26 protein-coding genes and 1 pseudogene are annotated in these 24,314 nt (G+C 61.2%); 19 read left to right on the top strand and 8 right to left on the bottom strand.

The window, feature by feature from the left end; translation table 11 throughout:
- Nucleotides 1-33 precede the first annotated feature (33 nt).
- The 4 genes from rplU (at nucleotide 34) to C5J24_RS26605 (ending at nucleotide 1,997) form a co-directional block, all read left to right on the top strand.
- On the top strand, nucleotides 34-345 hold the full coding sequence (gene rplU / locus C5J24_RS26620) for a 50S ribosomal protein L21 (protein WP_007757413.1): 312 nt from the start codon (nucleotides 34-36) through the stop codon (nucleotides 343-345).
- A gap of 32 nt (nucleotides 346-377) precedes the next feature.
- A complete protein-coding gene (rpmA, locus tag C5J24_RS26615) occupies nucleotides 378-647 on the top strand; it encodes a 50S ribosomal protein L27 (protein ID WP_105422199.1) in 270 nt (89 codons plus the stop codon).
- 130 nt (nucleotides 648-777) lie between these two features.
- Complete coding sequence (locus tag C5J24_RS26610; RefSeq protein ID WP_046606681.1) at nucleotides 778-1,413, top strand: GNAT family N-acetyltransferase; 636 nt, start codon at nucleotides 778-780, stop codon at nucleotides 1,411-1,413.
- A complete protein-coding gene (locus tag C5J24_RS26605; protein ID WP_105404408.1) occupies nucleotides 1,410-1,997 on the top strand; it encodes a GNAT family N-acetyltransferase in 588 nt (195 codons plus the stop codon). The genes C5J24_RS26610 and C5J24_RS26605 overlap by 4 nt, the downstream gene beginning before the upstream one ends.
- A 45-nt stretch (nucleotides 1,998-2,042) precedes the next feature.
- On the opposite strand, the gene C5J24_RS26600 is transcribed toward C5J24_RS26605, so the two are convergent.
- On the bottom strand, nucleotides 2,043-2,906 hold the full coding sequence (locus C5J24_RS26600; protein ID WP_105422197.1) for an endonuclease/exonuclease/phosphatase family protein: 864 nt from the start codon (nucleotides 2,904-2,906) through the stop codon (nucleotides 2,043-2,045).
- Nucleotides 2,907-3,020: 114 nt separating this feature from the next.
- Here C5J24_RS26600 and obgE point away from each other — a divergent pair, with 114 nt between their 5' ends.
- The 10 genes from obgE to C5J24_RS26550 all read left to right on the top strand — a co-directional run bounded on the left by obgE (nucleotide 3,021) and on the right by C5J24_RS26550 (nucleotide 13,013).
- On the top strand, nucleotides 3,021-4,082 hold the full coding sequence (gene obgE, locus C5J24_RS26595) for a GTPase ObgE (RefSeq protein WP_105422195.1): 1,062 nt from the start codon (nucleotides 3,021-3,023) through the stop codon (nucleotides 4,080-4,082).
- Complete coding sequence (proB, locus tag C5J24_RS26590; RefSeq protein ID WP_105422193.1) at nucleotides 4,079-5,257, top strand: glutamate 5-kinase; 1,179 nt, start codon at nucleotides 4,079-4,081, stop codon at nucleotides 5,255-5,257. Before obgE ends, proB begins: the two co-directional genes overlap by 4 nt.
- Nucleotides 5,250-6,533 carry a glutamate-5-semialdehyde dehydrogenase gene (locus tag C5J24_RS26585; RefSeq protein ID WP_105422191.1) on the top strand — a complete coding sequence of 428 codons (1,284 nt, stop codon included), beginning with the start codon at nucleotides 5,250-5,252 and terminating at the stop codon, nucleotides 6,531-6,533. The genes proB and C5J24_RS26585 overlap by 8 nt, the downstream gene beginning before the upstream one ends.
- A gap of 42 nt (nucleotides 6,534-6,575) precedes the next feature.
- Nucleotides 6,576-7,172, top strand: coding sequence for a nicotinate-nucleotide adenylyltransferase (locus C5J24_RS26580; RefSeq protein WP_245437599.1), 597 nt, complete (start codon nucleotides 6,576-6,578; stop codon nucleotides 7,170-7,172).
- Between the two features lie 138 nt (nucleotides 7,173-7,310).
- Nucleotides 7,311-7,742, top strand: a complete 432-nt coding sequence (gene rsfS, locus C5J24_RS26575; protein WP_046636738.1) for a ribosome silencing factor — start codon at nucleotides 7,311-7,313, stop codon at nucleotides 7,740-7,742.
- A gap of 108 nt (nucleotides 7,743-7,850) precedes the next feature.
- Nucleotides 7,851-8,333, top strand: a complete 483-nt coding sequence (gene rlmH / locus C5J24_RS26570) for a 23S rRNA (pseudouridine(1915)-N(3))-methyltransferase RlmH (RefSeq protein WP_105422188.1) — start codon at nucleotides 7,851-7,853, stop codon at nucleotides 8,331-8,333.
- A gap of 91 nt (nucleotides 8,334-8,424) precedes the next feature.
- Nucleotides 8,425-9,840 (top strand): murein hydrolase activator EnvC, encoded by a 1,416-nt coding sequence (locus C5J24_RS26565; RefSeq protein ID WP_105422186.1) that lies wholly within the window; start codon nucleotides 8,425-8,427, stop codon nucleotides 9,838-9,840.
- On the top strand, nucleotides 9,830-11,164 hold the full coding sequence (locus C5J24_RS26560) for a S41 family peptidase (RefSeq protein WP_046636735.1): 1,335 nt from the start codon (nucleotides 9,830-9,832) through the stop codon (nucleotides 11,162-11,164). Before C5J24_RS26565 ends, C5J24_RS26560 begins: the two co-directional genes overlap by 11 nt.
- Nucleotides 11,165-11,251: 87 nt before the next feature.
- Nucleotides 11,252-12,451, top strand: a complete 1,200-nt coding sequence (locus C5J24_RS26555) for a divergent polysaccharide deacetylase family protein (protein WP_105422184.1) — start codon at nucleotides 11,252-11,254, stop codon at nucleotides 12,449-12,451.
- A gap of 16 nt (nucleotides 12,452-12,467) precedes the next feature.
- Nucleotides 12,468-13,013: an RNA pyrophosphohydrolase gene (locus tag C5J24_RS26550; protein ID WP_046636733.1), complete on the top strand. Its 546-nt coding sequence runs from the start codon at nucleotides 12,468-12,470 to the stop codon at nucleotides 13,011-13,013.
- Nucleotides 13,014-13,112: 99 nt separating this feature from the next.
- On the opposite strand, the gene bfr is transcribed toward C5J24_RS26550, so the two are convergent.
- The 5 genes and pseudogenes from bfr to C5J24_RS26525 form a co-directional block, all read right to left on the bottom strand.
- Nucleotides 13,113-13,598, bottom strand: coding sequence for a bacterioferritin (gene bfr, locus C5J24_RS26545; protein WP_007764418.1), 486 nt, complete (start codon nucleotides 13,596-13,598; stop codon nucleotides 13,113-13,115).
- Nucleotides 13,564-13,967: pseudogene (locus C5J24_RS32475) on the bottom strand ((2Fe-2S)-binding protein). The gene bfr and the pseudogene C5J24_RS32475 overlap by 35 nt, the downstream one beginning before the upstream one ends.
- Before the next feature lie 57 nt (nucleotides 13,968-14,024).
- Entirely contained in the window at nucleotides 14,025-17,465 is a 3,441-nt protein-coding gene (locus C5J24_RS26535) for an error-prone DNA polymerase (RefSeq protein ID WP_105422182.1), read from the bottom strand.
- Complete coding sequence (locus C5J24_RS26530) at nucleotides 17,462-18,913, bottom strand: DNA polymerase Y family protein (RefSeq protein ID WP_371674838.1); 1,452 nt, start codon at nucleotides 18,911-18,913, stop codon at nucleotides 17,462-17,464. Before C5J24_RS26530 ends, C5J24_RS26535 begins: the two co-directional genes overlap by 4 nt.
- Nucleotides 18,914-18,926: 13 nt before the next feature.
- Nucleotides 18,927-19,865, bottom strand: coding sequence for an ImuA family protein (locus C5J24_RS26525; protein ID WP_105422178.1), 939 nt, complete (start codon nucleotides 19,863-19,865; stop codon nucleotides 18,927-18,929).
- 172 nt (nucleotides 19,866-20,037) lie between these two features.
- Here C5J24_RS26525 and C5J24_RS26520 point away from each other — a divergent pair, with 172 nt between their 5' ends.
- A complete protein-coding gene (locus tag C5J24_RS26520; RefSeq protein ID WP_038547261.1) occupies nucleotides 20,038-20,475 on the top strand; it encodes a metallopeptidase family protein in 438 nt (145 codons plus the stop codon).
- 15 nt (nucleotides 20,476-20,490) lie between these two features.
- Here the strand turns inward: C5J24_RS26520 and C5J24_RS26515 are convergent, their stop codons facing one another.
- Nucleotides 20,491-20,697 carry a DUF1737 domain-containing protein gene (locus tag C5J24_RS26515; RefSeq protein WP_007764402.1) on the bottom strand — a complete coding sequence of 69 codons (207 nt, stop codon included), beginning with the start codon at nucleotides 20,695-20,697 and terminating at the stop codon, nucleotides 20,491-20,493.
- Nucleotides 20,694-21,596 (bottom strand): CoA ester lyase, encoded by a 903-nt coding sequence (locus C5J24_RS26510; RefSeq protein WP_105422176.1) that lies wholly within the window; start codon nucleotides 21,594-21,596, stop codon nucleotides 20,694-20,696. The genes C5J24_RS26515 and C5J24_RS26510 overlap by 4 nt, the downstream gene beginning before the upstream one ends.
- A gap of 107 nt (nucleotides 21,597-21,703) precedes the next feature.
- Here C5J24_RS26510 and C5J24_RS26505 point away from each other — a divergent pair, with 107 nt between their 5' ends.
- From C5J24_RS26505 to leuB, 4 genes are all read left to right on the top strand, one after another.
- Nucleotides 21,704-21,931 (top strand): hypothetical protein, encoded by a 228-nt coding sequence (locus C5J24_RS26505; protein WP_105422174.1) that lies wholly within the window; start codon nucleotides 21,704-21,706, stop codon nucleotides 21,929-21,931.
- Nucleotides 21,932-22,068: 137 nt separating this feature from the next.
- Nucleotides 22,069-22,674 carry a 3-isopropylmalate dehydratase small subunit gene (gene leuD, locus C5J24_RS26500; RefSeq protein WP_046634664.1) on the top strand — a complete coding sequence of 202 codons (606 nt, stop codon included), beginning with the start codon at nucleotides 22,069-22,071 and terminating at the stop codon, nucleotides 22,672-22,674.
- 16 nt (nucleotides 22,675-22,690) lie between these two features.
- Nucleotides 22,691-23,080: a RidA family protein gene (locus C5J24_RS26495; RefSeq protein ID WP_105422172.1), complete on the top strand. Its 390-nt coding sequence runs from the start codon at nucleotides 22,691-22,693 to the stop codon at nucleotides 23,078-23,080.
- 109 nt (nucleotides 23,081-23,189) lie between these two features.
- Nucleotides 23,190-24,299, top strand: a complete 1,110-nt coding sequence (gene leuB / locus C5J24_RS26490) for a 3-isopropylmalate dehydrogenase (RefSeq protein ID WP_105422170.1) — start codon at nucleotides 23,190-23,192, stop codon at nucleotides 24,297-24,299.
- Nucleotides 24,300-24,314: the final 15 nt, after the last annotated feature.

The following is a 24,314-nucleotide window of genomic DNA, read 5'->3' as shown; positions in this document are numbered from 1 at the left end:
GGCAGAGCCGGAACGAACATGAAAGGATAAAAAATGTTCGCAGTCATCAAGACCGGCGGTAAACAGTACCGCGTGGCAGCCAACGACGTGCTCACCATCGAAAAGCTGGAAGCCGAAGCTGGTTCTGTCGTAGAATTCAATGAAATCCTGGTTGTCGGCGTTGGTGCCGATGCCAAGTTCGGCGCTCCCTTTGTTGCGGGTGCGACGGTCAAGGCCGAAGTGGTCGAGCATAATCGCGGCAAGAAGGTTCTTTCCTTCAAGAAGCGTCGCCGTCAGAATTCCAAGCGGATTCGTGGCCATCGCCAGCATCACACGGTCGTCCGCATCACGGACATCTTGGCTTAACAACGGGTTTCGAAGGGTAAAGGAGAACTCCAATGGCACATAAAAAAGCTGGCGGTTCGTCGCGCAACGGTCGCGATTCGAATTCCAAGCGCCTTGGCGTGAAGAAGTTCGGCGGCGAAGCTGTCATTCCGGGCAACATTATCGTGCGTCAGCGCGGCACGCAGTGGCATCCGGGTCAGAACGTCGGCCTCGGCAAGGACCACACGATTTTTGCGCTTACTGAAGGCAATGTGAATTACCGAACCAAGGCCAATGGTCGAGTGTTCGTGTCCGTAATGCCGAAAGCCGAAGCAGCAGAATAAAGCCGGCAAGCGTTTTAAGCAGCCGGTGTCACATCGACCCGGCTGAACGCCCAAAGGTTCAGTCAGAAAAAAGGGAAGATGGGACACCACCATCTTCCCTTTTTCTTTGCCCCCAACAGGAGGACTGAACATGCAAGGCGAATTACTAAGGGCGAGCCAATCCCGGCCGCCAGAGGATCGGTTAAGACCCGACCGGTCGAGAAGCGATTGCCCCGTCTTACTGTCGCAGAGGTTAGTTCTGCGCACGCCCCACGAAGAAGACATCGACGCACTTGCCCATCTCGCCAACAATGCGAATATCGCGACCATGGTGTCGCGTATGCCGCATCCCTATACGGCTAAAGACGCAGCCGATTTCGTGCGACGCACGAAGGCCGGCGAGATTGGCAAATGCGTCTACGCCATCACGCGAGGAGACAACGGCGCCTTTCTCGGTTGCTGCGCGCTTGAACCGCAACAGGACGAGAGAACGCTCGAACTCGGCTATTGGCTGGGCGAACCGCATTGGAACAGGGGTTACGCGACGGAAGCCGCCCATGCCCTGATCGACATGGCCTTCCGCACCCGCAACAACATCGACCATATCGATGCCCGCTGCCGGGTGACCAACATCGCCTCCCGGCGGGTGATCCAGAAATGCGGTTTCCAGTTCCAAGGCACCGGCATGATCGATTGCCTGGCGCTTGGCGGCATGGTCGCCGTCGAGTGGTTCCGGCTCGACCGCAAGACCTGGATGTCCTTGAGAAGCTGGGGAGAATTGCGATGAACGCCGCCGTCCTCCAAAAGACCAGCTCGACTGTCACGATGCCCGGCCCCTGCCCGGTCATCACCACGGAAAGGCTGGTTCTTCGCCCGCACAAGATCACCGATGCGACGGCAATCGCCGAATCGCTCGGCGATTTCAAGGTCGCACGCATGCTGGCGCGGGTGCCGCAGCCCTATGACCGCCAGGACGCGCTGGATTGGCTCGTCCCGCATGCATCCGGCATCCTGCCGGACTGGACGCTGGCCATCACCACCGGTGACGACACCCATATCGGCGCCGTCTGCCTGGAGCCGAGACGCGGTCAATGGCGTCTAGGCTACTGGCTGAACCGGCTCTACTGGGATCGGGGTTACATGACCGAGGCGGTGGCCGGGGCGCTGGAACGTTTCTTCCGGCGGATGCCGGAAGCGCAGGTCTTTTCCGGCGCCTTTGCTGACAATCTGGCCTCGCTGAACGTCCAGAAGAAGCTCGGCTTCACCATCGTCGATGCAAACCAGCTCTTCAGCCTGTCCCGCAACCGCCTGGTCCCGCATATCGAGACCATGCTTTTGCCCGAGGATTTCCGGCGGCCGGCCCGACCGTGACGCTCAGGTAACAAAGATCCGGCGGAGGAAGCTCCGCCGGATCACTCACTCGACCTCGACCCAGACCGGGAAATGGTCGGAACCAGGCGCCTCATTGTCGATCCAGGCGTTTTTCAGCCGCGGCACCAGCCCGGCATTCACGAAGCAATGATCGAGATGCATCTTTATCGGCCCGTCGCCCGGCGGCTTCGCCCAGGTATAGGTCTCCGGCGTTACCGACCCAAGGCGGTCCAGCACGTCGACGGGTTCGTTGGCGCGCAGGATGCGGCCGTAATAACGGTCCCGCTGGCCGGCCATGGCGATATACTCGATCGATTCCGGCTCCATGTTGAAATCGCCCATCAGCAGGAAATCCTCCGGCAGCGGCAGATCGGGGAAACCCTCTTCGGCGCCGCCGGTCAACGAGCCGCCCTCGGAGACGAAGTCCAGCACCCGCTCCTTAAGATAACGGATCTGGCCGAGCCGTTCATCGGCAGAAACATGGTCGAGGTGGACGGAATAGACCCGAAGCGGCCCGCCGGGTGCAACGATGACCGCTTCCAGCGCGCCGCGCTGCAGGTTGAGCATCTCGACGGTGCGGCTGCGGGGCAGCAGAAGATGGCGGGTGGCAAGGATCGGCCAGCGCGAAAGGATCATGTTGCCGAACTGGGAGCGGCGCTCGATGCGGCGGCCGTTCTCGACCGAGACGTCGAGCAGCAGGTCGCAAGGTGCGCCATAGACATGGAAATGGTCCGGAAACAGATCCGAGAAGCGGGCGACAAGATCCACATGGCCATTCCTGGGGAAACCGCGGGTCACTTCCTGAAGCGCGATCACATCCGCTCCCTCGATACTCGCGGCGATGCGTTCGGGATCGAACACGCCATCCATGCCGACCCCGTATTGAATGTTATAGCTGACGAACTTCATGATATTCTTTGACCTCCGCCCCAACCGACGATATCGAAACCCCTATCGACATGCACTGAGCGCCCTACCTAAAGCGACAGGCATCCCGACTAACACAAGACTGACGGCGACAAGATGAAATTTCTCGACGAGGCAAAAGTCTATATTCGCTCCGGCGACGGCGGCGCGGGCGCGGTCTCGTTCCGGCGGGAAAAGTTCGTCGAATTCGGCGGACCCGATGGCGGTGACGGCGGGCGCGGCGGCGACGTCTGGGTGGAGGCCGTCAACGGCCTCAACACCCTGATCGATTTCCGCTTCCAGCAGCATTTCAAGGGGCAGACCGGCACCCACGGCATGGGCCGCAACCGCACCGGCGCCAATGGCGGCGAAGTGACGTTGAAAGTGCCCGTCGGCACCCAGATCTTCGAGGAAGACAACGAGACGCTGATCATCGACCTGACCCGCGAAGGCCAGAGGTTCCGGCTCGCCAAGGGCGGCAATGGCGGCTTCGGCAACACCCATTTCAAGAGCGCGACCAATCAGGCGCCGAACTGGGCCAATCCCGGCCTTGAGGGCGAGGAAAAAACCATCTGGCTGCGGCTGAAGCTGATCGCCGATGCCGGCCTCGTCGGAATGCCGAATGCCGGCAAGTCGACTTTCCTTGCCAGCGTCACCCGCGCCCGTCCGAAGATCGCCAACTACCCGTTCACGACGCTGCATCCCAATCTCGGCGTCGCCACCATCGACGGCCGCGAGTTCGTGCTCGCCGATATTCCCGGCCTGATCGAAGGCGCCCACGAGGGTGTCGGCATCGGCGACCGGTTCCTGGGCCATGTCGAGCGCACCCGGGTGCTCCTGCATCTGGTCTCCTCCGTCGAGGAAAAGGTCGGCAAGGCCTACAAGACCGTCAAACACGAACTCGAGGCCTATGGCGGTGGCCTGATCGACAAGCCGGTCATCGTAGCGCTGTCGCAGATCGATGTGCTCGACGACAAGGAGCTGAAGAAGAAGGCCAAGGAACTGGAAAAGGCCTGCGGCCAGACGCCGTTCCTGATCTCCGCCGTCACCGGCAAGGGCATGACCGAGGTGCTGCGCGCGCTGCGCGACGTGATCGTCGAGGCGAGCGGCGTCAACGAAACCGCGCTGCCCGATCGCTCGACCCCCATCCAGGATCACGATGAGGACGAGGACGAATGACGGCAGTCCGCAAGCCTCTCGCCGGCCATCGCCGTATCGTCATCAAGATCGGCTCGGCCCTGCTCGTCGATCGCAAGACGGGCCTGAAATCGCAATGGCTCGACGCCATCTGCGCCGATATCGCCGCGTTGAAGGCGAGAGGCATCGATGTTCTGGTCGTCTCTTCGGGCGCCATCGCCATGGGCCGCACCGTGCTCGACCTGCCCTCCGGCGCGTTGAAGCTCGAAGAGAGCCAAGCAGCGGCGGCGGTCGGCCAGATCGCGCTTGCCCGCGCCTGGTCGGAAAGCCTGTCGCGCGACGGCATCGTTGCCGGCCAGATTTTGCTGACGCTGGGCGACACGGAGGAGCGTCGCCGTTACCTCAACGCCCGTGCCACCATCAACCAGCTTCTGAAGATCGGCGCCGTGCCGATCATCAACGAAAACGATACGGTCGCCACGACCGAAATCCGTTACGGCGACAACGATCGCCTCGCCGCCCGCGTCGCCACCATGACCAGCGCCGACCTGCTCGTGCTGCTGTCCGATATCGACGGCCTTTACACTGCTCCGCCGCATCTCGATCCCGACGCGAAATTCCTGGAATTCGTGCCCGCAATCACGCCGGAGATCGAAGCCATGGCCGGCGGCGCTGCGTCCGAACTGTCGCGCGGCGGCATGCGCACCAAGATCGACGCCGGCAAGATCGCCACCGGCGCCGGCTGCGCCATGATTATCGCATCCGGCAAGATGGAGCATCCGCTGCGCGCGATTGAACAGGGTGCCCGCTCCTCCTGGTTCGCGCCCTCCGGGACCCCCGTGACTGCACGGAAAACCTGGATCGCGGGCCAGCTCCAACCGGCCGGCGAACTTTTCGTCGACGAAGGCGCTGAAACCGCGCTCGGCACCGGCAAAAGCCTGCTGCCCGCCGGCGTACGCCGCATCAACGGCCATTTCCATCGCGGCGACACGGTCGCGATCATCGGCATCGACGGTCGCGAGATCGCCCGGGGGCTTGTGAGCTACGACGCCGAAGAGGCACGCCAGATCACCGGGCGCAAATCCGGCGAGATCGAAGCGATCCTCGGTTATGCCGGCCGCGCCGCCATGGTCCATCGCGACGACCTGGTGATGACCGGGCCGGCGAAACGTAAAGCCAAAAAAGAAGACCGCAAGGAGGATGCCGCCCATGCTTGATATGGTTGCAAAGGCAGGCGACGTCGCCGCTGTGATGGGCGAGATCGGTCGCAATGCGAAGGCTGCGGCCCGCGAGCTCGCAACGGCTTCGACCGACGCGAAGAACAAGGCGCTCCAGGCGATGGCGGACGCGATCCTTGCCGCCAGGGACAAGATCCTCGCCGCCAATGCCGCGGACCTGAAACAGGTCGAGGGCAAGGACCTTCTGCCGTCGTTCATCGACCGGCTGACGCTGACCGAAAAGTCGATCGCCGGCATGGCGCAGGCGCTGCGCGAGATCGCCGAGTTCAAGGATCCGGTCGGTGAAGTCATCGCCGCCTGGGACCGTCCGAACGGGCTCCATATCGAGCGTGTCCGCACACCGCTCGGCGTCATCGGCGTGATCTATGAAAGCCGGCCGAACGTCACCGCCGATGCCGGCGCGCTCTGCCTCAAGGCCGGCAATGCCGTGATCCTGCGCGGCGGTTCCGATTCTGCCCGGTCCTCGGAGGCGATCCACGATTGCCTCGTCGCAGGCCTGAAGGCGGCGGGCCTTCCAGAACACGCGATCCAGATCGTGCCGACCACCGATCGCGCCGCCGTCGGCGCCATGCTGTCGGGCCTCGATGGCGCGATCGACGTGATCGTGCCGCGCGGCGGCAAGAGCCTCGTCGCCCGCGTCCAGAACGAGGCGCGTGTGCCGGTCTTCGCCCATCTCGAAGGCCTCTGCCATATCTACTTGGACGCCTCCGCGGACCTGGAAATGGCCAAGAGGATCATCGTCAACGCCAAGATGCGCCGCACCGGCGTCTGCGGAGCGGCCGAGACCCTGCTGGTCGACAGTGCCGGGATCGGCACGCATTTGATGCCTGTCCTCGAAGCACTGACGGAAGCCGGCTGCGAAATCCGCGCCTCGGCGGCCGTCCTCAAGGTATTTCCGGGCTTCAAGCCTGCGACGGAAGAGGACTGGCGCACGGAATATCTCGACGCGGTCATCTCGGTTGCGATCGTCGACGGCATTTCCGGCGCCATCCGCCACATCAACACCTATTCCTCGAACCATACGGAGGCGGTGATCGCCGAGGATCCTGAGGTCGTATCCCGTTTCTTCAACGAACTCGACTCAGCGATCCTGCTGCACAATGCCTCCACCCAGTTCGCCGATGGCGGAGAATTCGGCATGGGCGGCGAGATCGGTATTTCGACCGGCAAGATGCATGCGCGCGGCCCCGTCGGCGTCGAGCAGCTGACCTCGTTCAAATACCGGGTGCACGGCACCGGCCAAATCCGGCCCTGACCGCGCGTGACGGAAGAGACGATCGACCGCCGATATCTGGTCATGCCGCATGCCGAACGGGGCATGGCCGTCGGCCTGTTCGGCGGTTCGTTCAATCCGCCGCATGAGGGCCATCTCCTGGTCGCCGAGATCGCGCTTCGCCGGCTAGGCCTCGACCAGCTCTGGTGGATGGTGACCCCGGGCAACCCGCTGAAAAGCCGCTCCGAACTTGCTTCGCTGGACGATCGGCTGACGATGAGCGAAAAGCTGATCGACGACCCGCGCATCAAGATTACCGCCTTTGAGAAGACGCTCGGCGGGTCCTATACCGCCGATACGCTCTCCTTCGTGAAGGCCCGAAATCCGCTCGTGCATTTTGTCTGGGTGATGGGCGCCGACAGCCTGAAAACCTTCCATCTCTGGCAGAAATGGCAGACGATCGCCTCGACCTTCCCGATCGCGGTCATTGATCGGCCGGGGGCGACGCTGTCGTTCCTGTCGTCGAAAATGGCCCGTACCTTCGATTACGCCCGGGTGGACGAGGATGACGCGGGCACGCTCTGGAAGCGGCGCGCGCCGGCCTGGACCTTCATCCACGGCCCGCGTTCGGCGCTGAGCTCCACGGCGATCCGCGCCGCAAACGACCAGAAATCGGACTAGCATCGGCGACGAAAGGGTCTACATCTTTCTATCACCTTTTCGGACGCTCTCTTGAAAGATTAAGAATTCGATGCCACCTTTAATACAGCGGCCGAGCGTGAATCGGATTCGCTTCAAGTGCCTGTTGCTGTTACCCGGATGAAAGGACAAACCCTGACAACAGTACACGCCAAGGGCAGGACGGCCTCCGTTCTCCCGCAGAGCCTGGAACGTGGCGCCGATGCTGCCGCCCGCGCTCTCGAACTGGTCCTCGCAAGTCTCGAGGACTCCAAAGCTGAAGAGATTGTCACCATCAACATTGCTGGAAAATCAGCGCTCGGGGACTACATGGTCGTTGTCTCCGGACGATCGAACCGGCATGTCATGGCCATCAGCGATCACCTGATTTCCGACCTGAAGGACGAGGGGCTGGGAACCGCCCGCGTCGAAGGACAGGAGACCGGTGACTGGGTGCTCATTGACACCGGCGACATCATCGTCCACGTGTTCCGGCCTGAAATCCGCGCGTTCTACAACATCGAAAAGATGTGGGCGACGCCGGATATCCAGGAAGGCACGCTGCTGCACTGACGGGTTCGGGCATGTCCTGAACCGGTCGGACTGAGGTCGAAATCACGCGGCTGGGTGCGAACTCGCCGCAAGGTGGAATTTTCGGCCCCAAAATCAACGGATCAGGACATGCGAATAAGCCTTTTCGCCGTGGGACGGCTAAAGACCGGACCGGAGAAGGAGCTTGCGTCCCGATATCTCGACCGCTTCGCCAAGGCTGGCCCGGCGGTGGGTCTGGAATTGTCGAAACAGATCGAGATCCAGGAAAGCCGTGCCTCGAATGCGGATACCCGCAAGCGCGAGGAAGCTGGTGCGCTCGAAAAGGCACTTCCCGAAGGCGCGGTCCTCATTCTTCTCGACGAACGCGGCAAGGCACTCGACAGCGAGGCTTTTGCGGCCACGATCGGCCGATATCGCGACAGCGGCAAACGCGACCTGATGCTGGCGATCGGCGGCGCCGACGGGCTCGATCCGGACTTGCGCGAACGGGCCGACATGGTGCTCAACCTCGGCTCGATGACATGGCCTCATCAACTGGTCCGCATTCTGATCGCCGAGCAGCTCTACCGCGCCGTCACCATTCTTTCGGGCCATCCCTATCACAGGGCTTAAACGATCGTTTACCTTCAAACACGATGTTGTTTGTGGCCTCGTCGGGCAAATCAGCTTAGGCTTTCTCGATCCGGCGAATAGCGGAGCGGGAATGCGGACAACCAGGATCACATCGTACCGGCGCGCGCTGCTTCTGGCGGCGGGTCTCGGTTTCGCGCTGGTTCCGCCCCTCCAGATCTCCAATACCGCCCGCGCCCAGAACGTGGCCTCGCCGACGGCGCCCCAGGCGGCACCGGCCGCGGCAGTCGATCCCACGGCCGATCTGCAGCGCCGCCGCAACGAAACCCGCGGCGAACTGGAAGTTCTGACCAAGAGCATGAAGATTTCGGGCGACAGGGCTGCCGCCATCGAAAAGACCATCGCCGATATCAGGAAGAACACCGCCGATGTCCGCCAGGCGCTGATTGATTCTGCAGCACGCCGCAAGAGCCTGGAAACCAAGATCCTCGACAGCGGAAAGAAGATCACCGAACTGAAGCTCAAGGAGGACGGTATCCGCACCTCCCTGCGCGGCCGCCGCGCGGTACTCGCCGAAGTGCTCGCCGCCCTGCAGCGCATGGGCCGCAATCCTCCTCCGGCACTTCTGGTGACGCCGGATGATGCGCTCGCCTCCGTTCGCAGCGCAATCCTCCTTGGCGCCGTCGTTCCCGGCATGCGCCACGAGGCGGACAAGCTCGTTGCCGACCTTCAGTCCCTGGCTTCTCTCCAGGCCTTGGCGATGACCGAGAAGACCACCGTTTCCACCACCATTGCCGCGAGCCTCGAAGAGGACCGGCGCATGGCCCTGCTGCTTGCAGAAAACGAAAAGTTGAACAAGCGCAACACGGCCGATCTCGACGCCGAGCGCCGCCGCTCCGAGGAGCTCGCCGGCCGCGCCACCACGCTCGAGAACCTCATCCAGTCGTTCGAAGGCGAAATCGCCTCAGTGCGCGAGGCGATCGACCAGGCACGCGCCGAGGAGGAACGCCAGCGCATGATGTCGGACGCCGAGCGCGAAAGGGCAAAGCAGCTTGCCCAAAGCGGCGTGCCTGACAAAAACCGCATTGCGCCCGCATACGCGTTTTCGAGCCTCAAGCAGAAGCTGGAGCTTCCGGTCGCCGGAGATGTATTGCGGTGGTTCGGCGACGCCGACGGGACAGGGCACACGGCGAGAGGCATGACTGTTGCTTCGAACGCGGGTGCAGTGGTGACGGCGCCGGCTGACGGCCTGGTGGTTTTCGCCGGAGCCTTCCGGAGTTACGGACAGATGATCATCCTCAATGCCGGAGATGGATACCATCTGGTTCTGACCGGCATGGACGTTGTGAATGCACGGCAGGGCAAGTTCGTTTTCGCAGGTGAACCCATTGCCGTGATGGGTGAGAAAAGAGTGGCAAGCGCAACCGCATTGGCGCTGGAAACAGATCGTCCAACGCTTTACATTGAATTCCGAAAAGATGGCACACCGCTCGATTCCAAGCCGTGGTGGACCTCGAAAGAAACTGGAAGGGCACGAAATGATTCGTAGGGCTTCTCTTGTCATCGTCGGTGCACTCTTGGGTGCGACCGCGATGAGCGTGATTTATTCGGCCGGTGTGCCGGCGCAGGCCGCCGGCCCTTCGACCTACCGGGAATTGTCAATCTTCGGCGACGTGTTCGAACGGGTCCGCGCTCAGTATGTGACGCCGCCGGATGAGGAAAAGCTGGTCGAGAACGCCATCAACGGCATGCTGACCTCGCTCGACCCCCATTCGAGCTTCATGAATGCCAAGGATGCCGAAGACATGCGCACGCAGACGCGTGGCGAGTTCGGCGGCCTCGGCATCGAGGTGACGATGGAGAACGAACTCGTCAAGGTCATCGCGCCGATCGACGATACGCCCGCTTCCAAGGCTGGTATTCTGGCAGGCGACTTCATCTCCGAGATCGATGGCGCGCCGGTGCGCGGCCTGAAGCTCGAAGAAGCCGTCGAGAAGATGCGCGGCGGCATCAACACCCCCATCAAACTGACGATCATTCGTCAGGGCGCCGACAAGCCGCTCGACATCACCGTGGTACGCGACATCATCGCGGTCCGCGCCGTGAAGTCGCGTGTCGAAGGCGGCGATGTCGGTTATGTCCGCGTCATCTCCTTCACCGAGAAGACCTATGACGACCTCGAAAAGGCGATCAAGAAGATCAAGGCGGATGTCCCGGCCGACAAGCTGAAGGGCTACGTGCTCGATCTCCGCCTCAACCCGGGCGGTCTGCTCGATCAGGCGATCAACGTTTCCGACGCCTTCCTTGAACGTGGCGAAGTGGTTTCGACCCGCGGCCGCAATGCCGACGAGACCCGCCGCTTCAACGCCGGCCCAGGCGATCTGACCGACGGCAAGCCGGTCATCGTGCTTGTCAACGGCGGCTCGGCTTCCGCTTCGGAAATCGTCGCCGGTGCGCTCCAGGATCTGCGCCGTGCCACGGTTCTCGGCACGCGCTCCTTCGGCAAGGGTTCGGTTCAGACGATCATCCCGCTCGGCGATGCCGGCGCGCTGCGTCTGACCACCGCGCTCTATTACACGCCGTCGGGCAAGTCGATCCAGGGCACCGGCATCCAGCCGGATATCAAGGTCGATCAGCCGCTGCCGGCGGAACTGCAAGGCAAGATCCGGGCTGAGGGCGAATCCAGCCTGCGCGGCCACATCCAGGGTGCAGCCGAGACCGACGAGGGTTCCGGTTCCGCAGCCTACGTGCCGCCGGAAGCCAAGGACGACATCCAGCTCAACTATGCACTCGACCTCTTCCGCGGCGCCAAGAAGGATCCGTCCTTCCCGCCAAGCCCGGATAAGGCGGCGGCAGCCACGATCAAGAAGTAAAGACATCATCGGGCCGGCCAGCGTGACGCGTCGAAAACGTCTCGCTGGCCGGTTCTTCGTATCTGCAGAAGAAACGCGGAACAGACCTTGGGCACCGATCTCCATGCACCGCTCGGACAGAACCGGCCGGCCGCTCGGCGACGGAACCGAAGGTTTTCTCTCGCAGTCGTTTTCGCGATGCTGGCGGTTGCTGGTGTCCTGGGGCTTTCGCTCTACGCCATGCGCGGCGATGATGCCCTGAAGCAAACCGCTTCCAACATTCCGCCTGCTTCCAAGCCCGAACCGACCCAGCCTTCCGCCAAACCCGACCCGAACGCGGCGCCCCAGCCATCCGCCGGCATGCCTCGTTCCGATCCCGGTTCCGGCGCCAATATCGAGCGGACGCTCACCGATGACGGTTCGGTGGTGACCAAGTATACCCCCCGTCCGCGCGACGGCAGCGGAGCGGTGATGATCGGCACCCAGCGGATCGGCCAGGACCCCCGCGTGGCTGCCCAACCCAACGACGCGCTTCTGGAGGATTCGCCCCATGGCCGGCTGCCTGTTGTCGGACCTGGCGGGCAGCGGCCGATGGATCAATATGCGCGCCCCTGGTCGGGCGCGCGCGGAACCCGCGTCGCGATCGTCGTCGGCGGTCTTGGCCTCAGCCAGACGGGCACACAGCGGGCGATCCGCGACCTGCCGCCGACAGTGACGCTCGCCTTTGCCGTCAGCGGCAACAGCCTGCAGCGCTGGATGCAGGAAGCCCGGCGCGCCGGCCACGAAATCCTGATCCAGGTGCCGTTTGAACCGTTCGATTACCCGGCAAACGATCCCGGCCCTGGGACGCTGCTGACCAAGATGTCAGCGAAGGATAATCTCGGCCGCCTTCACCGGGCCATGGGCGAGATTACCAACTATACCGGCGTGATGAACTATCTCGGCGGCCGCTATCTCTCGGATGCCGGCGCGCTGGAGCCGGTCCTGCGCGATATTTCCAAGCGGGGACTGCTTTTCCTCGACGACGGGACATCCGCGCAGTCGAAGACGGCGATCGTTGCCAAGGCGATCGAACTGCCCCATGCCTTTGGCGATCTGACGCTTGACGGGCAGTTGCAGAAGGACGCCATCCTCAAGAAGCTCGACGAACTGGAGCGCATAGCCGGCCGCAAGGGCACGGCGATTGGCATCGCCTCGGCTTTCGACGAGAGCATCGATGCGATAAGGCAATGGATCGAGGAAGCCTCGCAGCGCGGTATCGAGATTGTCGGCGTCTCGTCGCTCGCGAGCGAAAGCGTCGGACCGTAATCGATCGGAGTTATCCATGAGCAAAAAAGACAAACGTTCGGTCGTCGCCGAGGAGCTTCCCTATCGCCCCTGCGTCGGCATCATGGTTCTGAACCACGCAGGCCTCGTCTGGGCCGGCCGGCGCATCAGCCAGGGCAACAGCGAATATGACGGCTCGCCGCAGCTCTGGCAGATGCCGCAGGGCGGCATCGACAAGGGGGAGGACCCGCTTCCGGCCGCCTATCGCGAGCTCTATGAGGAAACGGGGATGCGCTCCGTCACCTTGCTTGCCGAGGCGCAGGATTGGATCAATTACGATCTGCCAGCACATCTGATCGGCATCGGGCTGAAGGGAAAATATCGCGGCCAGACCCAGCGCTGGTTCGCCTTCCGCTTCGACGGCGACGAAAGCGAGATTGCCATCAACCCGCCGCCTGGCGGACACGCGCCGGAGTTCGATGCCTGGGAATGGAAGCCGATGGCGGATCTTCCCGGCCTGATCGTGCCCTTCAAGCGTGCCGTCTACGATCGGGTCGTCGCGGAGTTCACCCATCTGGCCAAGGTGGCGACCGAGCGGCTTTGACTGCCGGGGCAGCCGCCATCTGAAACAGTTTCATGGCCGCAATGAAAAACCCGGCGAAGTGGATGCTTCGCCGGGTTTTTATGTTCAGGTAACAGCCGATTATTCGGCAGAATCCGCAGATTCCGCGTTGAGGAGGCCGTAACGCTCCTCGCCGATTTTTGCCAGCAGATCGAGTTGGGTTTCGAGGAAGTCGATATGGCCTTCCTCATCCATCAGAAGCTCTTCGAAGAGCTTCATCGAGACGTAGTCGCCGGCCGCGTGACAGATATCGCGGGAAGCCTTGTAGGCCGTGCGGGCATCATATTCGCCGGCAAGATCGGCCTCCAGCACTTCCTTGACGTTCTGGCCGATGCGCAGCGGGGCAAGCGTCTGCAGGTTGGGGTGGCCTTCGAGAAAGATGATGCGATCGATGAGACGATCGGCATGATGCATTTCTTCGATCGATTCCGCCCGCTCTTTTTTCGCGAGCTTCTTGAAGCCCCAATCGTCCAGCAGGCGATAATGCAGCCAATACTGGTTGACTGCGCCTAGCTCGAGAAAAAGTGCCTCGTTAAGCCGCTCGATGACCTTTGAGTCGCCTTTCAATGTCCGCTCTCCTGTTTTCCTCGTGGAATTGTCTCAAGCGGGACATATATACGACCACCTCGTCTTCCGTCGAGTGGTGCGCGGCGTGATATTCCTCGGTTGTGCGGATGATCAGGTCGACAACGCTTGGGAAGCAGCCGCAGCAGCGGCCGCGTTTCGCCATGGCGTGATAGACCTTTGACGGTACGATGAGCTGCCAACAGTCTTCGTCAAGGAGCTGCGTGATGACGTCCTTGATTTCCCTGTCGGTGATGTAATTGCAACTGCAAACCAGCATTCTCGGTCGACCTGCCAAACATGACCTGTAACATCTTCTTTTTGCGAAAGCGGACAGAGGATGTCAAGAAAGAATCGACATATATGAGTCACTTCTTAAGGGAGGCTGCCATGCCCACGGCTTCTTCCTTTGTATCATTGCATCGGTAATTAGTGGAAATTGCGGCCCTTCGGCATGACGCTCCCTGGTCCGGCTTCGTAGGAATCGCGAGGCACCGCCTCCTTTGCACTCCCCCCGCGTGCCTCCTCCATTCCATTCGAGCGCCTCTTCTGCCGGTGGTCGCCGCTCGATTGCAGCGTCTCGTCCGAGCGGACCGATACGCCGAGCCGCTTCGCCTCCTTCTGCAGCAGACCCAGCATCGGGGTAATATCCTCGACATGCTCGACCACGGTATGGATGACACCACTCTGGCTTTGCAGCCTCCCCCGAATCTTCACCAGCCGCGCGCCCATCACGACCGGCCGGTAACGTTCGAAAATCTTCGACCAGACGATCGCATTGGCAACACCGGTCTCGTCTTCCAGCGTCATGAAGATAACGCCCTTGGCCGAACCCGGCCGCTGCCGGACGAGAACGATCCCGCCGATCGTCACCCTCTGCCCGTTCGGGACAGTCAAGAGATCGACGCTCCGGGTAATCCCCATCGCCTTGAATTCCTCCCGCAGGAAAGAGACCGGATGCGCCTTCAGCGAAAGCGAGAGATAGCGGTAATCCTCAACCACCTGTTCCCCGGGCAGCATTTCCGGAAGCGCCACTCTCGCCTCGGGCCGCAGATCCATGCGATCAGCCACTTCGAACAGAGGCAGTTTCTCGGCAGCCCTCCTGGCATCGAGCCCCCTGACCGCCCAGAGCGCCTCGCGACGATTGATTTCTACGGAGTTGAAGGCATCGGCATCCGCGAGCCGCTCGATATCCGACTTGTCGAGGCCGGACCGCTGCCAGAGATCATGGATCGAGGTATAGCCCTCTCCTCGGTTGGCGATGAGCTTTTCGGCCATGTCTTTTTCGGCAAGGCCCTTGACCTGGCGAAACCCAAGCCGCACGGCCCGCCGGGTCTTGATGACGTCCCGCATGGATCCATGGCGCTTATCGATCGCATTCCTATCAAAGGCAGCCGCTTCCAAAGTGCAATCCCAATCCGAGCGATTGATATCGACGGGAAGAATTTTGACGCCATGTTCCCGCGCATCGCGAACGAGCTGCGCTGGCGCATAAAAGCCCATTGGCTGGGAATTCAACATCGCCGTGCAGAAGACATCCGGATAATAGGCCTTGATCCAGGAGGAGGCGTAGACAAGCAAAGCGAATGAAGCTGCATGGCTTTCCGGAAACCCGTATTCGGCAAAACCCTCGATCTGACTGAAGCAGCTTTCCGCGAATTCTCTTGGGTAATTATTGTTCTCCATGCCAGCAAGGAAATCACGCCGGAATTCCTCCACTCTTCCGGAGCGCTTGAACGTCGCCATCGACCGACGCAGTTTGTCCGCTTTCGCGGGTGAAAAACCGGCTCCAGTAATGGCGATCTGCATTGCCTGTTCCTGAAAAAGCGGCACTCCCAGTGTCCGTTCAAGAACTTTCTTCAACTTAGGGCCCGGGTATTCGATGGGCTGATTGTTTCGCAGGGCCTCCCGCCGCTTCAAATAGGGATGCACCATATTCCCCTGGATCGGTCCCGGTCGAACGATTGCTACCTCGACGACAAGATCGTAGAATTTTTCTGGCCTCAGCCGCGGCAGCATGCTCATCTGCGCCCGGCTTTCGATCTGGAAAACGCCGATCGTATCGGCCCGGCAAATCATGCCGTAGACGTTTGGGTCTTCATCTTTCAAGAGAAGACCAGCCAACGTCTCTTCTCGATCGTAATGCTGCTTCATCAGCTCGAATGCCTTCTGGAGGCAGGTCAGCATGCCGAGCGCCAGCACGTCGATCTTTAAAAGTTTCAGCGTATCGAGGTCGTCCTTGTCCCATTCGACCATGTAACGGCCCGGCATCGCCGTCTTCATGATCGGCACGACTTCATCCAGCCGGTCGCGGGTTATCAGGAACCCGCCGACATGCTGGGTAAGATGGCGTGGAAAGCCCATGAGTTCCTTCGCATGGGCTATCACCTTGAGTGTCGTCCTGTCCGTCACATCCAGGCCGGCGACTTTGGCGTCCCGCTCCGAAAGCCCATCCTCCGACCAACCCCAGACGGTACTGGAAAGCGCCGATTGAACATCTTCGGAAAGGCCGAAAGCCTTTGCGACTTCGCGGCCTGCCATGCGGGTCCGGTAACTGGTGACCGCCGCCGTCAAACCGGCATGGCGATAGCCGTAATGCTGGTAGATATACTGGATAATGTCCTCGCGTCGCGCATGCTCGAAATCCACGTCGATATCCGGCGGCTCGTTCCGCTCCGTCGAAATGAACCGTTCGAAGAGAAGCGTCGTGAATGTGGGATCGACCTCGGTGATGCCGAGGCAGAAACAGACGGTGGAATTGGCGGCGGATCCACGCCCTTGGCAGAGGATTTTGAGAACATATCTGGCATGCCAGACAATGTGGCGCACCGTCAGGAAATAGGGCTCGTATTCCATCTCCTTGATCAGATCGAGTTCGTACCTGATCTGGTTGGAGACCTTTTCCTCGATGCCGTTGGGATATCGGCGCTTTGCGCCTTCCCAGGTTAACCGTTCCAGGGTTTCGGACACGGTCTCGCCAGGCACGCTCTCGTCGGGATAGTTATGGCTGAGTTCATCGAGGGAAAACTTCAGCCGGCTGAAGAACTTTTCCGTATTGGCGATCGCGTCCGGATAGCCGCGGAAGAGCCGCGCCATTTCGGCAGCCTGCTTGATGTACCTTTCTCCATTCGGCGCGAGCCGGAATCCAGCTTCCTGGACCGTCACATGTTCGCGGATCGCCGTCACCACATCCGACAGGGAACGCCGATAAGGGAGATGGAAAAGGGGCAGATTGGTTGCAATCAAAGGCACCCGGCTGCCCGCCACAATCTGGGCAAGCGCGCTGAAGACAAAGGCATCTCGTCCATCATAGGTCGGCGACAGAACCAAATAGATGTTCTTTCTGAACCGCTCCCGGTATCTACCGAGGCAGCCTTCCAGGTGATGTCGATAGGACATCTCTTCCACGCGGGAAAAATCCGGCACGACCGCCAGCATCATCTCGTCGCACCATTCCAGAAGATCCCATTCTTCCAGAATGCAGGCCCCCTTGTCTGCCCTGAGTTTCCCCCGGCTCAGCAGGCGGCAGAGATTGGCCCAACCCTTCCGGTTCTGCGGATAGGCGAGAACATCCGGCGTCTTGTCGGAAAAAACGAGCCGCGCTCCCGGATAAAACGCGCAAGGGAGGATGGCCGCTTCCTCGTCTTTCTTTCTGCCCTGTTTCTGCTGAAGTTCGTAGGTTTCCTTCATGTTTCTGACTTGGCTATGCGCCCTCACCACGCCGGCAACGGAATTCCTGTCGGCAATACCGAGACCGGACAAGCCGGACACGCTGGCCGCGATGATCATCTCCTCGGGTTTGGCCGCCCCTTCCAGGAAGGAAAAGTTTGTCTTGGCGCCGATCTCGAAAAAGGCGGGAGCGTTCGTCATGCGAAAATCCCGTGCACCCGCCAGGTCGGTGCAGCCTTGCCGGCAACGTAATGGCCTGCGCGGAAAATCCAGAAGCGGCGGCCAGCTTCACTTTCAAGCCTGAAATAATCGCGTTCCTCCACATCCTCCTCGTCATGCCACCATTCCGGCGAAATCCGCTCCGGCCCTTCGGCGCGGATGACTTCATGGACGATGCGGCGCCAGCGGAAACGCCGGGGAGGCCCATCCGGCACCGTTGCCGCAAAGGCTTCCACGAGCTCCGGATGCCTGAAAAGTCGCAAGGGCCGATCGCTTCTCGGCACGAAGGCGGAAAGCTCCAGGGTTCCTTCCCGGACGATCCGTGCCGCGATCGCCGGCACAAATATTTCCGCGCGCTCCGGCATATGGCTTTGTTTGGGATCGGCGATCTGCAGACAGTCGGCCCCGAGCCGGGCCGAGACCCGGTCGATAAAATCGGCAAGTGAGATTTCGCTGTCACCATTGCCGGTGAAATCGCCCTGCGAAATCCTGAAGACATCGTATTGCAGCACGTTGAGACGCAGGAGCTCGAAACCGAAGCCGGCGTCGAGATCGTCATGCACCGCGTTCAGGCGCTCGGAAAACAACGAGGAGATCCGTTTCGGATCCTGCAACGGCTGCGAGGCGCCGGCCGCGATGCGAAACACCCGGCCATCGACACGGAAAAGGACCAGTTCGAAAACCCGCCCCCCGACACCGCGAGCCTCCAGTTCCGATTTCAACGAAATCGCAATCTGGCCGGTGAGCTGCAGAATATGCTCTTCCGCCTGGATCGGTTCGGGAAGCCGCCGCTCGGCGGAAAGGGCCGCCACCGGACGGCGAGGCGAGATGGCTTCCTCATTGTGCCCGAGCGCCTGATCCAGTCGAAGCAACAGTTGCATGCCGAAACGGCGAGCCAACGGCGCACGCGGCATGGGCAGAAGGTCGCCGATCCTTTTCAGTCCGAGCTTGTAAAGCGATGCGACGGTGGCCTCATCGATGCGCAGAGCGTTGACCGGCAGAGGCGCCAGCACCTCCTCCGTCACCTGATCGGCGATCACGCCGCCGCGGCCGAAACGACAGGCCGCCCAGGACAGGCCCGGCGACGAGGAGATCGCCCCTTTGACGTCGAAGCCCATCTGCAGAAGCCGGCCCAGAATATCCTTCAGCAGGGTTTCTTCGCCACCGAAGAGATGGGCGCAGCCGCTGATGTCGAGAAACAGGCCTTCGCGGCCGTCCAGCGCCACCAGCGGGGTATAACGATCGCACCAATCGGCGATCGCCTCGAGAAGGCCGTGGTCCGCAGCGTCATCTTCGTCCACCACGTCGATCTTCGGAAACATGGCGCGCGCCTCCGCCAGCCCCTGCCCGCGCTTCAGACCAAGACGTTCGGAAACCTCGTCGAGCGCTGTGAGCCGCATGGCGTTTTCGCGCCGGCCGGCGCAGAGGATCGGCGGATGATGCTCAGGACGCCCTTTCGAACGCCACGACAGTCCCCAGAGCCGGCGCGCGATCCTGTCGGTCGGCAGATGCGGGAAGACGAGCGCCAGGATGCGCTGGCGGGTTGAGGAAAGAAAAAGCCTCTCCTGTGTCTTGGCCAAGGGAAAATTGACGGTCATGGGGGTTCCACTCCAGAAGTAGGGACAGAGGAGCCGGGTTACGGCTCTTCTCCAGGGTCAGCCTGAAAACGGGATGACCGATGCTGCCGCCAAGCACGGATCCATCCGGAAGATGCCGGTGAGCCGCCGGCGCCGGTTCGACAAGAAAGCGGAACGAGGCGTTGCTCGCCTCCTCCTCTCCCGCATGCCGCAACAAAAAGAGTGGCCGCGCCGCCGCCTTTGCCCTCAGACCCAGCCTGCGACTTTCGGTGAGCCCGAAATGCTTGGGATTTCCCCGGATTTCGAGAATGACGGCGACAAGAGCCCCGCTCGCCAATGCGGTCTCGGCAAGCCACAGGGCATCGTCCAACTTGCGTGGCGAGGCGTAAAGAATATCCCGGCGGCTCAATCCGAACTGTTTGAGACCGATGGAATAAGGAATTCCGGCCTCCTGCATGGAGACGACATCACAGATCCAGAGAAGCGGCGCCTCGCTCGGCTGTCTCGCCTTGAGGTGGGACGCCAGCGAGAGAGCAAGGCCGCTTGCTGCCCCGGCATCCCCCATCAAACGGGAACGGATTTCCGTGATGCCGTCGAGCGGCAGGCCACCTTCCAAGGCGGTATCCATCGGCGGTACGCCGAATGGCAGACGGGGTGGGTTGTTCTTGGATTTCCTGCCCTCCGGATCGGCAGCCGAGTCCGCCTGTTCCGCCGCGGCAAGCGCCGGCAGAGATTTTCCCTCCAATCTGGCGATCTGTTCGCGCAGGGCAAAAAGCGTCTCCTGCGCCGTGGCGTGCTCGGCCATGGCGTCAGCTCCATCTGTACATGTTCTCTTTATGTTCTTATGGATTCCAGAGCTGCCCGAAAGAGTCAACAACCAAATCCTGGGAATCTTTTCCTTGGATCCTAGGCCGATGATTCTTCACTCGAAAAATATCGCGGGAGGTACTATATGGGCCTGATCAGAAGGAGAGCCTATGGCCCGCATCGACCAGACCGACGATTGGCAGGATCGCCACGCACCGACGATCAGCACGTTCGAGTCGCTGGCAATCGAGGCCTATGGTCATTTACCGGAGGAATTCCGGGCTCTCACCGTCAACCTGACGATCGAGATCGAGGATTTCCCGGACGACGACGTTTTCGAGGACATGGCGCTCGAGACACCCTTCGACCTGCTCGGCCTTTTCGAAGGCCGCGGCATTTCCGAGCGGTTCAACATGGAAACGGGCGAATTGCCGAACCGCATCCGGCTTTATCGCCGGCCGATCCTCGATTACTGGGCGGAAAACGAGGAAACCCTGGGCGATATCATCACCCATGTGCTGATCCACGAGATCGGCCACCATTTCGGCCTCAGCGACGACGACATGGAGCGTATCGAGGCCAGCGCCGACGAAGCTGCCCAGCGCTGATCCCCTGACGGAAGCCTATTGCTCGCCGAGCTTCATTTCGGGGTCATATTCCTTGCCGTGAACGGTTTTCGTCACCGCCTGGCCGCACTGCATCTCGCCGGTCGTGGCGTTGAAGGCATAGGTCGGCGAGCCGGAAAGTTCCCACCCCTTGTTCAGCGCCGCCGTCACCTTGTGGCAGAAGGAGGAATCGTCGGGGCCGCTGAGGAAGCGATACAGTTTCATGGCGTTTTCTTTCTTTCAGCGATGATCCGGGCCGTGACGGCAAGTTTTTGGGCCTCCGCCAGATGCAGCCTTTCGACCATCTTGCCGTTCAGGTTGATGATGTTGAGATGTTGCGCTCCCGGTTCCGCAAAGGCGGCGATCACCGCTTCCGCCTCTTCCACGGCCTGTGGATCCGGCCCGAAATGCCGGTTGGCGGGTTCGATCTGGGCCGGATGGATCAGCATCTTGCCGGAAAAACCCATGGCGCGGCCCTGGGCACATTCCGCTTCGAAGGCTTCCGCATCGCTGAAGTCGTTAAAGACACTGTCGATCACATCGATGCCATGGGCGCGGCCGGCGAGCACGATCTGCATCAGCCAGGGCACCAGATAGGCCCGGCCCAGCTGCGGCAGCACGCCTGTTTCCTTGCGCAGGTCGTTGAGGCCGACCACGAAACACTGGAGCCGCTCGTCGACAGGGGCAATCGCCGGCGCATTCAGGACACCCTTCGGCGTTTCGATCATCGCCCAGATGGCGAGATCGTCCGGAGCCCCGGCTTCGGACAGGATATCCGCCACCGCCTGGACCTGCGACATATGCTCGACCTTCGGGATCAGCACGATATCCGGAGAGACTTCGGTCACGAGATCCATGTCCGCCTTGCCGAACTCGGTTTCGAGCGGGTTGATGCGGATGATCGCTTCCCTGCCCTTGGGCGGGTTTTCCTTAAACAGCCGGCGCAGGTTCTCGCGGGCTTCCGTCTTCTTTTCCGGCGCGACGGAATCTTCGAGGTCGAAGATCGCCGCGTCGCAATCGAGGCCATGCACCTTTTCCAATGCCCTCGTGTTTCCGGCTGGCACGCTCAGAATCGACCGGCGAATATGAAAGGAGGCGGATTTGATATCGGTCAAGGCGATCATCGGCGCTTTGTGCCAATCTTTTTGGTCTGCGGCAATACTGCATGCCCAAAGCCCCTTGCAAGAAAGGGCGCAAGGCTCCACATTCCTTGGTGAGAAAGGTATATACCATGCAAAATATTCGCGTCTTCTTCGTCATCATATCGGCCATCGCCGTGCTCGCCATGGCAGCACTTCTGACGGCTTCGCTGACCGTCGCCTTTGCCGGCATTCTCGCAGTTCTGTCCGTCGGGCGTGCGCTTTCGGCGCGGCTGAAGCCGGTTCCGGTTCGGGCCAAGACAAGCAAGCGCGAGATGCGCGTCTGGAACGACGGCCGCGGCACGATCATCGACCTTTGATCGTTCTAAGCGCTGACTGAGGCGAATACGCCGGTTTCCGGCGTGTTGGCGTACCGGTTCACGCCAAACAGGCCTTCAAATCTGCGTCGATTTGCTTTATGGCAGCTTCCGCAGATAAGTCCACCTGGAGGCAGATCATGGAAAAGTTCACCAAGCTCACCGGCGTTGCAGCGCCGCTGCCGGTCATTAATATCGACACGGACATGATCATTCCGAAGGATTACCTCAAGACCATCAAGCGTACCGGTCTTGGCAAGGGTCTCTTCTCGGAAGCCCGCTACAAGGACGACGGTTCTGAAAATCCCGATTTCGTGCTGAACAAGCCGGCCTATCGCAACGCCAAGATCCTGGTTGCGGGTGACAATTTCGGCTGCGGCTCCTCGCGCGAACACGCGCCGTGGGCGCTTCTCGATTTCGGAATCCGCTGCGTCATCTCGACGAGCTTCGCCGACATTTTCTACAATAACTGTTTCAAGAACGGCATCCTGCCGATCGTCGTTTCCCCGGAAGATCTTGAAAAGCTGATGGACGATGCCGAGCGCGGCTCGAACGCCATCCTCTCGATCGACCTGGAAGCCCAGGAAATCACCGGCCCGGATGGTGGCTCCATCCATTTCGACATCGATCCCGGCCGCCGCCACATCATGCTCGAAGGCCTCGACGACATTGCCTCGACGCTGAAGAGCGATGCCGCGATCAGCACTTTCGAAAACAACAACCGAGCCGCTCGCCCCTGGCTCTGATTTCCGGAGCATCCTGATGGTCAAGCGGATTTCCTCCGGATCGCCCTTCGAAGCGCGGATCGGCTACTCGCGCGCCGTGGTGGACCGCGACATGGTCTATGTCTCCGGTACCACCGGCTACGACTATGCCAGGATGGAAATGCCCGAAGACGCTGCCGTCCAGACGCGCAACACGCTCGGCACGATCGAAAAAGCGCTGAAAGAGGCCGGCAGCGGCCTCCAGGATATCGTCCGGGTGCGCTACTACCTCACCGACATGGCCGATTACGATGCCATCGTGCAGGTTCTCGGCGAGACCTTCTCCGAGATCCGGCCTGCGGCCACCATGGTCGTGTGCGGCCTCACCACGCCCGAAATGAAGATCGAGATCGAGGTGACCGCCCGCATCGGCGCCGGCAGTCCCTGAAACCTTTCCAGCCTCGTCCTTTGGCAGGCTCGGACGAGGTTATGCCAGGCGCGGAGAACCCGCGCGGGAGGACGCGAGCCTGCGAAACCCGCAAGGACACGAAAACGATATGGCAAAGAACCTCTTCCTCCTTCCCGGCGACGGCATCGGCCCCGAGGCCATGGGCGAAGTCCGCAAGATCATCGCCCATATGAACAGCGCCATGAAGGCCGATTTCGTCCTCGACGAAGGACTGGTCGGCGGCTGCGCTTATGATGCCCATGGCGCTGCCATTTCCGAAGAGGATATGAGCAAGGCCATGAATGCAGATGCCGTGCTTTTCGGCGCCGTCGGTGGCCCGAAATGGGACCAGGTTCCCTATGAAGTGCGCCCGGAAGCAGGCCTCCTGCGGCTGCGCAAGGACATGGAGCTGTTTGCCAACCTGCGTCCGGCCATCTGCTATCCGGCGCTTAGCTCCGCTTCCTCTCTGAAGCCGGAACTGGTCGAAGGCCTCGACATCCTGATCGTCCGCGAATTGACCGGCGGCGTCTATTTCGGCGAGCCGAAGGAAATCGTTGACCTCGGCAACGGCCAGAAGCGCGGCATCGATACCCAGGTCTACGATACCTATGAGATCGAGCGTATCGCAGGCGTCGCCTTCGAGCTTGCCCGTACCCGCAAGAACACCGTCTGCTCCATGGAAAAGCGCAACGTCATGAAGTCGGGCGTGCTCTGGAACCAGGTGGTCACCGAGACGCACAAGGCGAAATATTCCGACGTCAAGCTCGACCACATGCTGGCCGATGCCGGCGGCATGCAGCTGGTCCGCGCTCCGAAACAGTTCGACGTCATCGTCACCGACAACCTGTTCGGCGACATGCTCTCCGACGTCGCGGCCATGCTGACCGGCTCGCTCGGCATGCTGCCTTCCGCATCGCTCGGCGCACCCGACGCCAAGACCGGCAAGCGCAAGGCGCTTTACGAGCCGGTGCACGGTTCAGCGCCAGACATCGCCGGCACCGGCGTTGCCAACCCGATCGCCATGATCGCCTCGTTCGCGATGTGCCTGCGTTACTCGTTCAACATGGTCACGGAAGCCGACAATCTCGAAAAGGCGATTGCCAACGTGCTCGATCAGGGCATCCGCACCGGCGACATCATGGCCGAAGGCGCCCGCAAGGTCGGCACCGCCGAGATGGGCGATGCGATCCTCAAGGAATTCGTAAGCCTCTCCGCCTGACACACCGATCGAGGT

Origin of the sequence: Neorhizobium sp. T25_27, assembly GCF_002968565.1 — a bacterium.
Lineage (GTDB): Bacteria > Pseudomonadota > Alphaproteobacteria > Rhizobiales > Rhizobiaceae > Neorhizobium > Neorhizobium tomejilense.
Note: the sequence above shows the minus strand (reverse complement) of the source record. Positions and strands in the feature narration are given on the sequence as shown.

Bases quoted from the DNA above. Each gene is read 5' to 3' on its own strand.
- rplU (WP_007757413.1), top strand. From the start codon at position 34: ATGTTCGCAGTCATCAAGACCGGCGGTAAACAGTACCGCGTGGCAGCC.
- rpmA (WP_105422199.1), top strand. From the start codon at position 378: ATGGCACATAAAAAAGCTGGCGGTTCGTCGCGCAACGGTCGCGATTCG.
- C5J24_RS26610 (WP_046606681.1), top strand. From the start codon at position 778: ATGCAAGGCGAATTACTAAGGGCGAGCCAATCCCGGCCGCCAGAGGAT.
- C5J24_RS26605 (WP_105404408.1), top strand. From the start codon at position 1,410: ATGAACGCCGCCGTCCTCCAAAAGACCAGCTCGACTGTCACGATGCCC.
- C5J24_RS26600 (WP_105422197.1), bottom strand. From the start codon at position 2,906: ATGAAGTTCGTCAGCTATAACATTCAATACGGGGTCGGCATGGATGGC.
- obgE (WP_105422195.1), top strand. From the start codon at position 3,021: ATGAAATTTCTCGACGAGGCAAAAGTCTATATTCGCTCCGGCGACGGC.
- proB (WP_105422193.1), top strand. From the start codon at position 4,079: ATGACGGCAGTCCGCAAGCCTCTCGCCGGCCATCGCCGTATCGTCATC.
- C5J24_RS26585 (WP_105422191.1), top strand. From the start codon at position 5,250: ATGCTTGATATGGTTGCAAAGGCAGGCGACGTCGCCGCTGTGATGGGC.
- C5J24_RS26580 (WP_245437599.1), top strand. From the start codon at position 6,576: ATGCCGCATGCCGAACGGGGCATGGCCGTCGGCCTGTTCGGCGGTTCG.
- rsfS (WP_046636738.1), top strand. From the start codon at position 7,311: ATGAAAGGACAAACCCTGACAACAGTACACGCCAAGGGCAGGACGGCC.
- rlmH (WP_105422188.1), top strand. From the start codon at position 7,851: ATGCGAATAAGCCTTTTCGCCGTGGGACGGCTAAAGACCGGACCGGAG.
- C5J24_RS26565 (WP_105422186.1), top strand. From the start codon at position 8,425: ATGCGGACAACCAGGATCACATCGTACCGGCGCGCGCTGCTTCTGGCG.
- C5J24_RS26560 (WP_046636735.1), top strand. From the start codon at position 9,830: ATGATTCGTAGGGCTTCTCTTGTCATCGTCGGTGCACTCTTGGGTGCG.
- C5J24_RS26550 (WP_046636733.1), top strand. From the start codon at position 12,468: ATGAGCAAAAAAGACAAACGTTCGGTCGTCGCCGAGGAGCTTCCCTAT.
- C5J24_RS26535 (WP_105422182.1), bottom strand. From the start codon at position 17,465: ATGACGAACGCTCCCGCCTTTTTCGAGATCGGCGCCAAGACAAACTTT.
- C5J24_RS26525 (WP_105422178.1), bottom strand. From the start codon at position 19,865: ATGGCCGAGCACGCCACGGCGCAGGAGACGCTTTTTGCCCTGCGCGAA.
- C5J24_RS26520 (WP_038547261.1), top strand. From the start codon at position 20,038: ATGGCCCGCATCGACCAGACCGACGATTGGCAGGATCGCCACGCACCG.
- C5J24_RS26515 (WP_007764402.1), bottom strand. From the start codon at position 20,697: ATGAAACTGTATCGCTTCCTCAGCGGCCCCGACGATTCCTCCTTCTGC.
- C5J24_RS26510 (WP_105422176.1), bottom strand. From the start codon at position 21,596: ATGATCGCCTTGACCGATATCAAATCCGCCTCCTTTCATATTCGCCGG.
- C5J24_RS26505 (WP_105422174.1), top strand. From the start codon at position 21,704: ATGCAAAATATTCGCGTCTTCTTCGTCATCATATCGGCCATCGCCGTG.
- leuD (WP_046634664.1), top strand. From the start codon at position 22,069: ATGGAAAAGTTCACCAAGCTCACCGGCGTTGCAGCGCCGCTGCCGGTC.
- C5J24_RS26495 (WP_105422172.1), top strand. From the start codon at position 22,691: ATGGTCAAGCGGATTTCCTCCGGATCGCCCTTCGAAGCGCGGATCGGC.
- leuB (WP_105422170.1), top strand. From the start codon at position 23,190: ATGGCAAAGAACCTCTTCCTCCTTCCCGGCGACGGCATCGGCCCCGAG.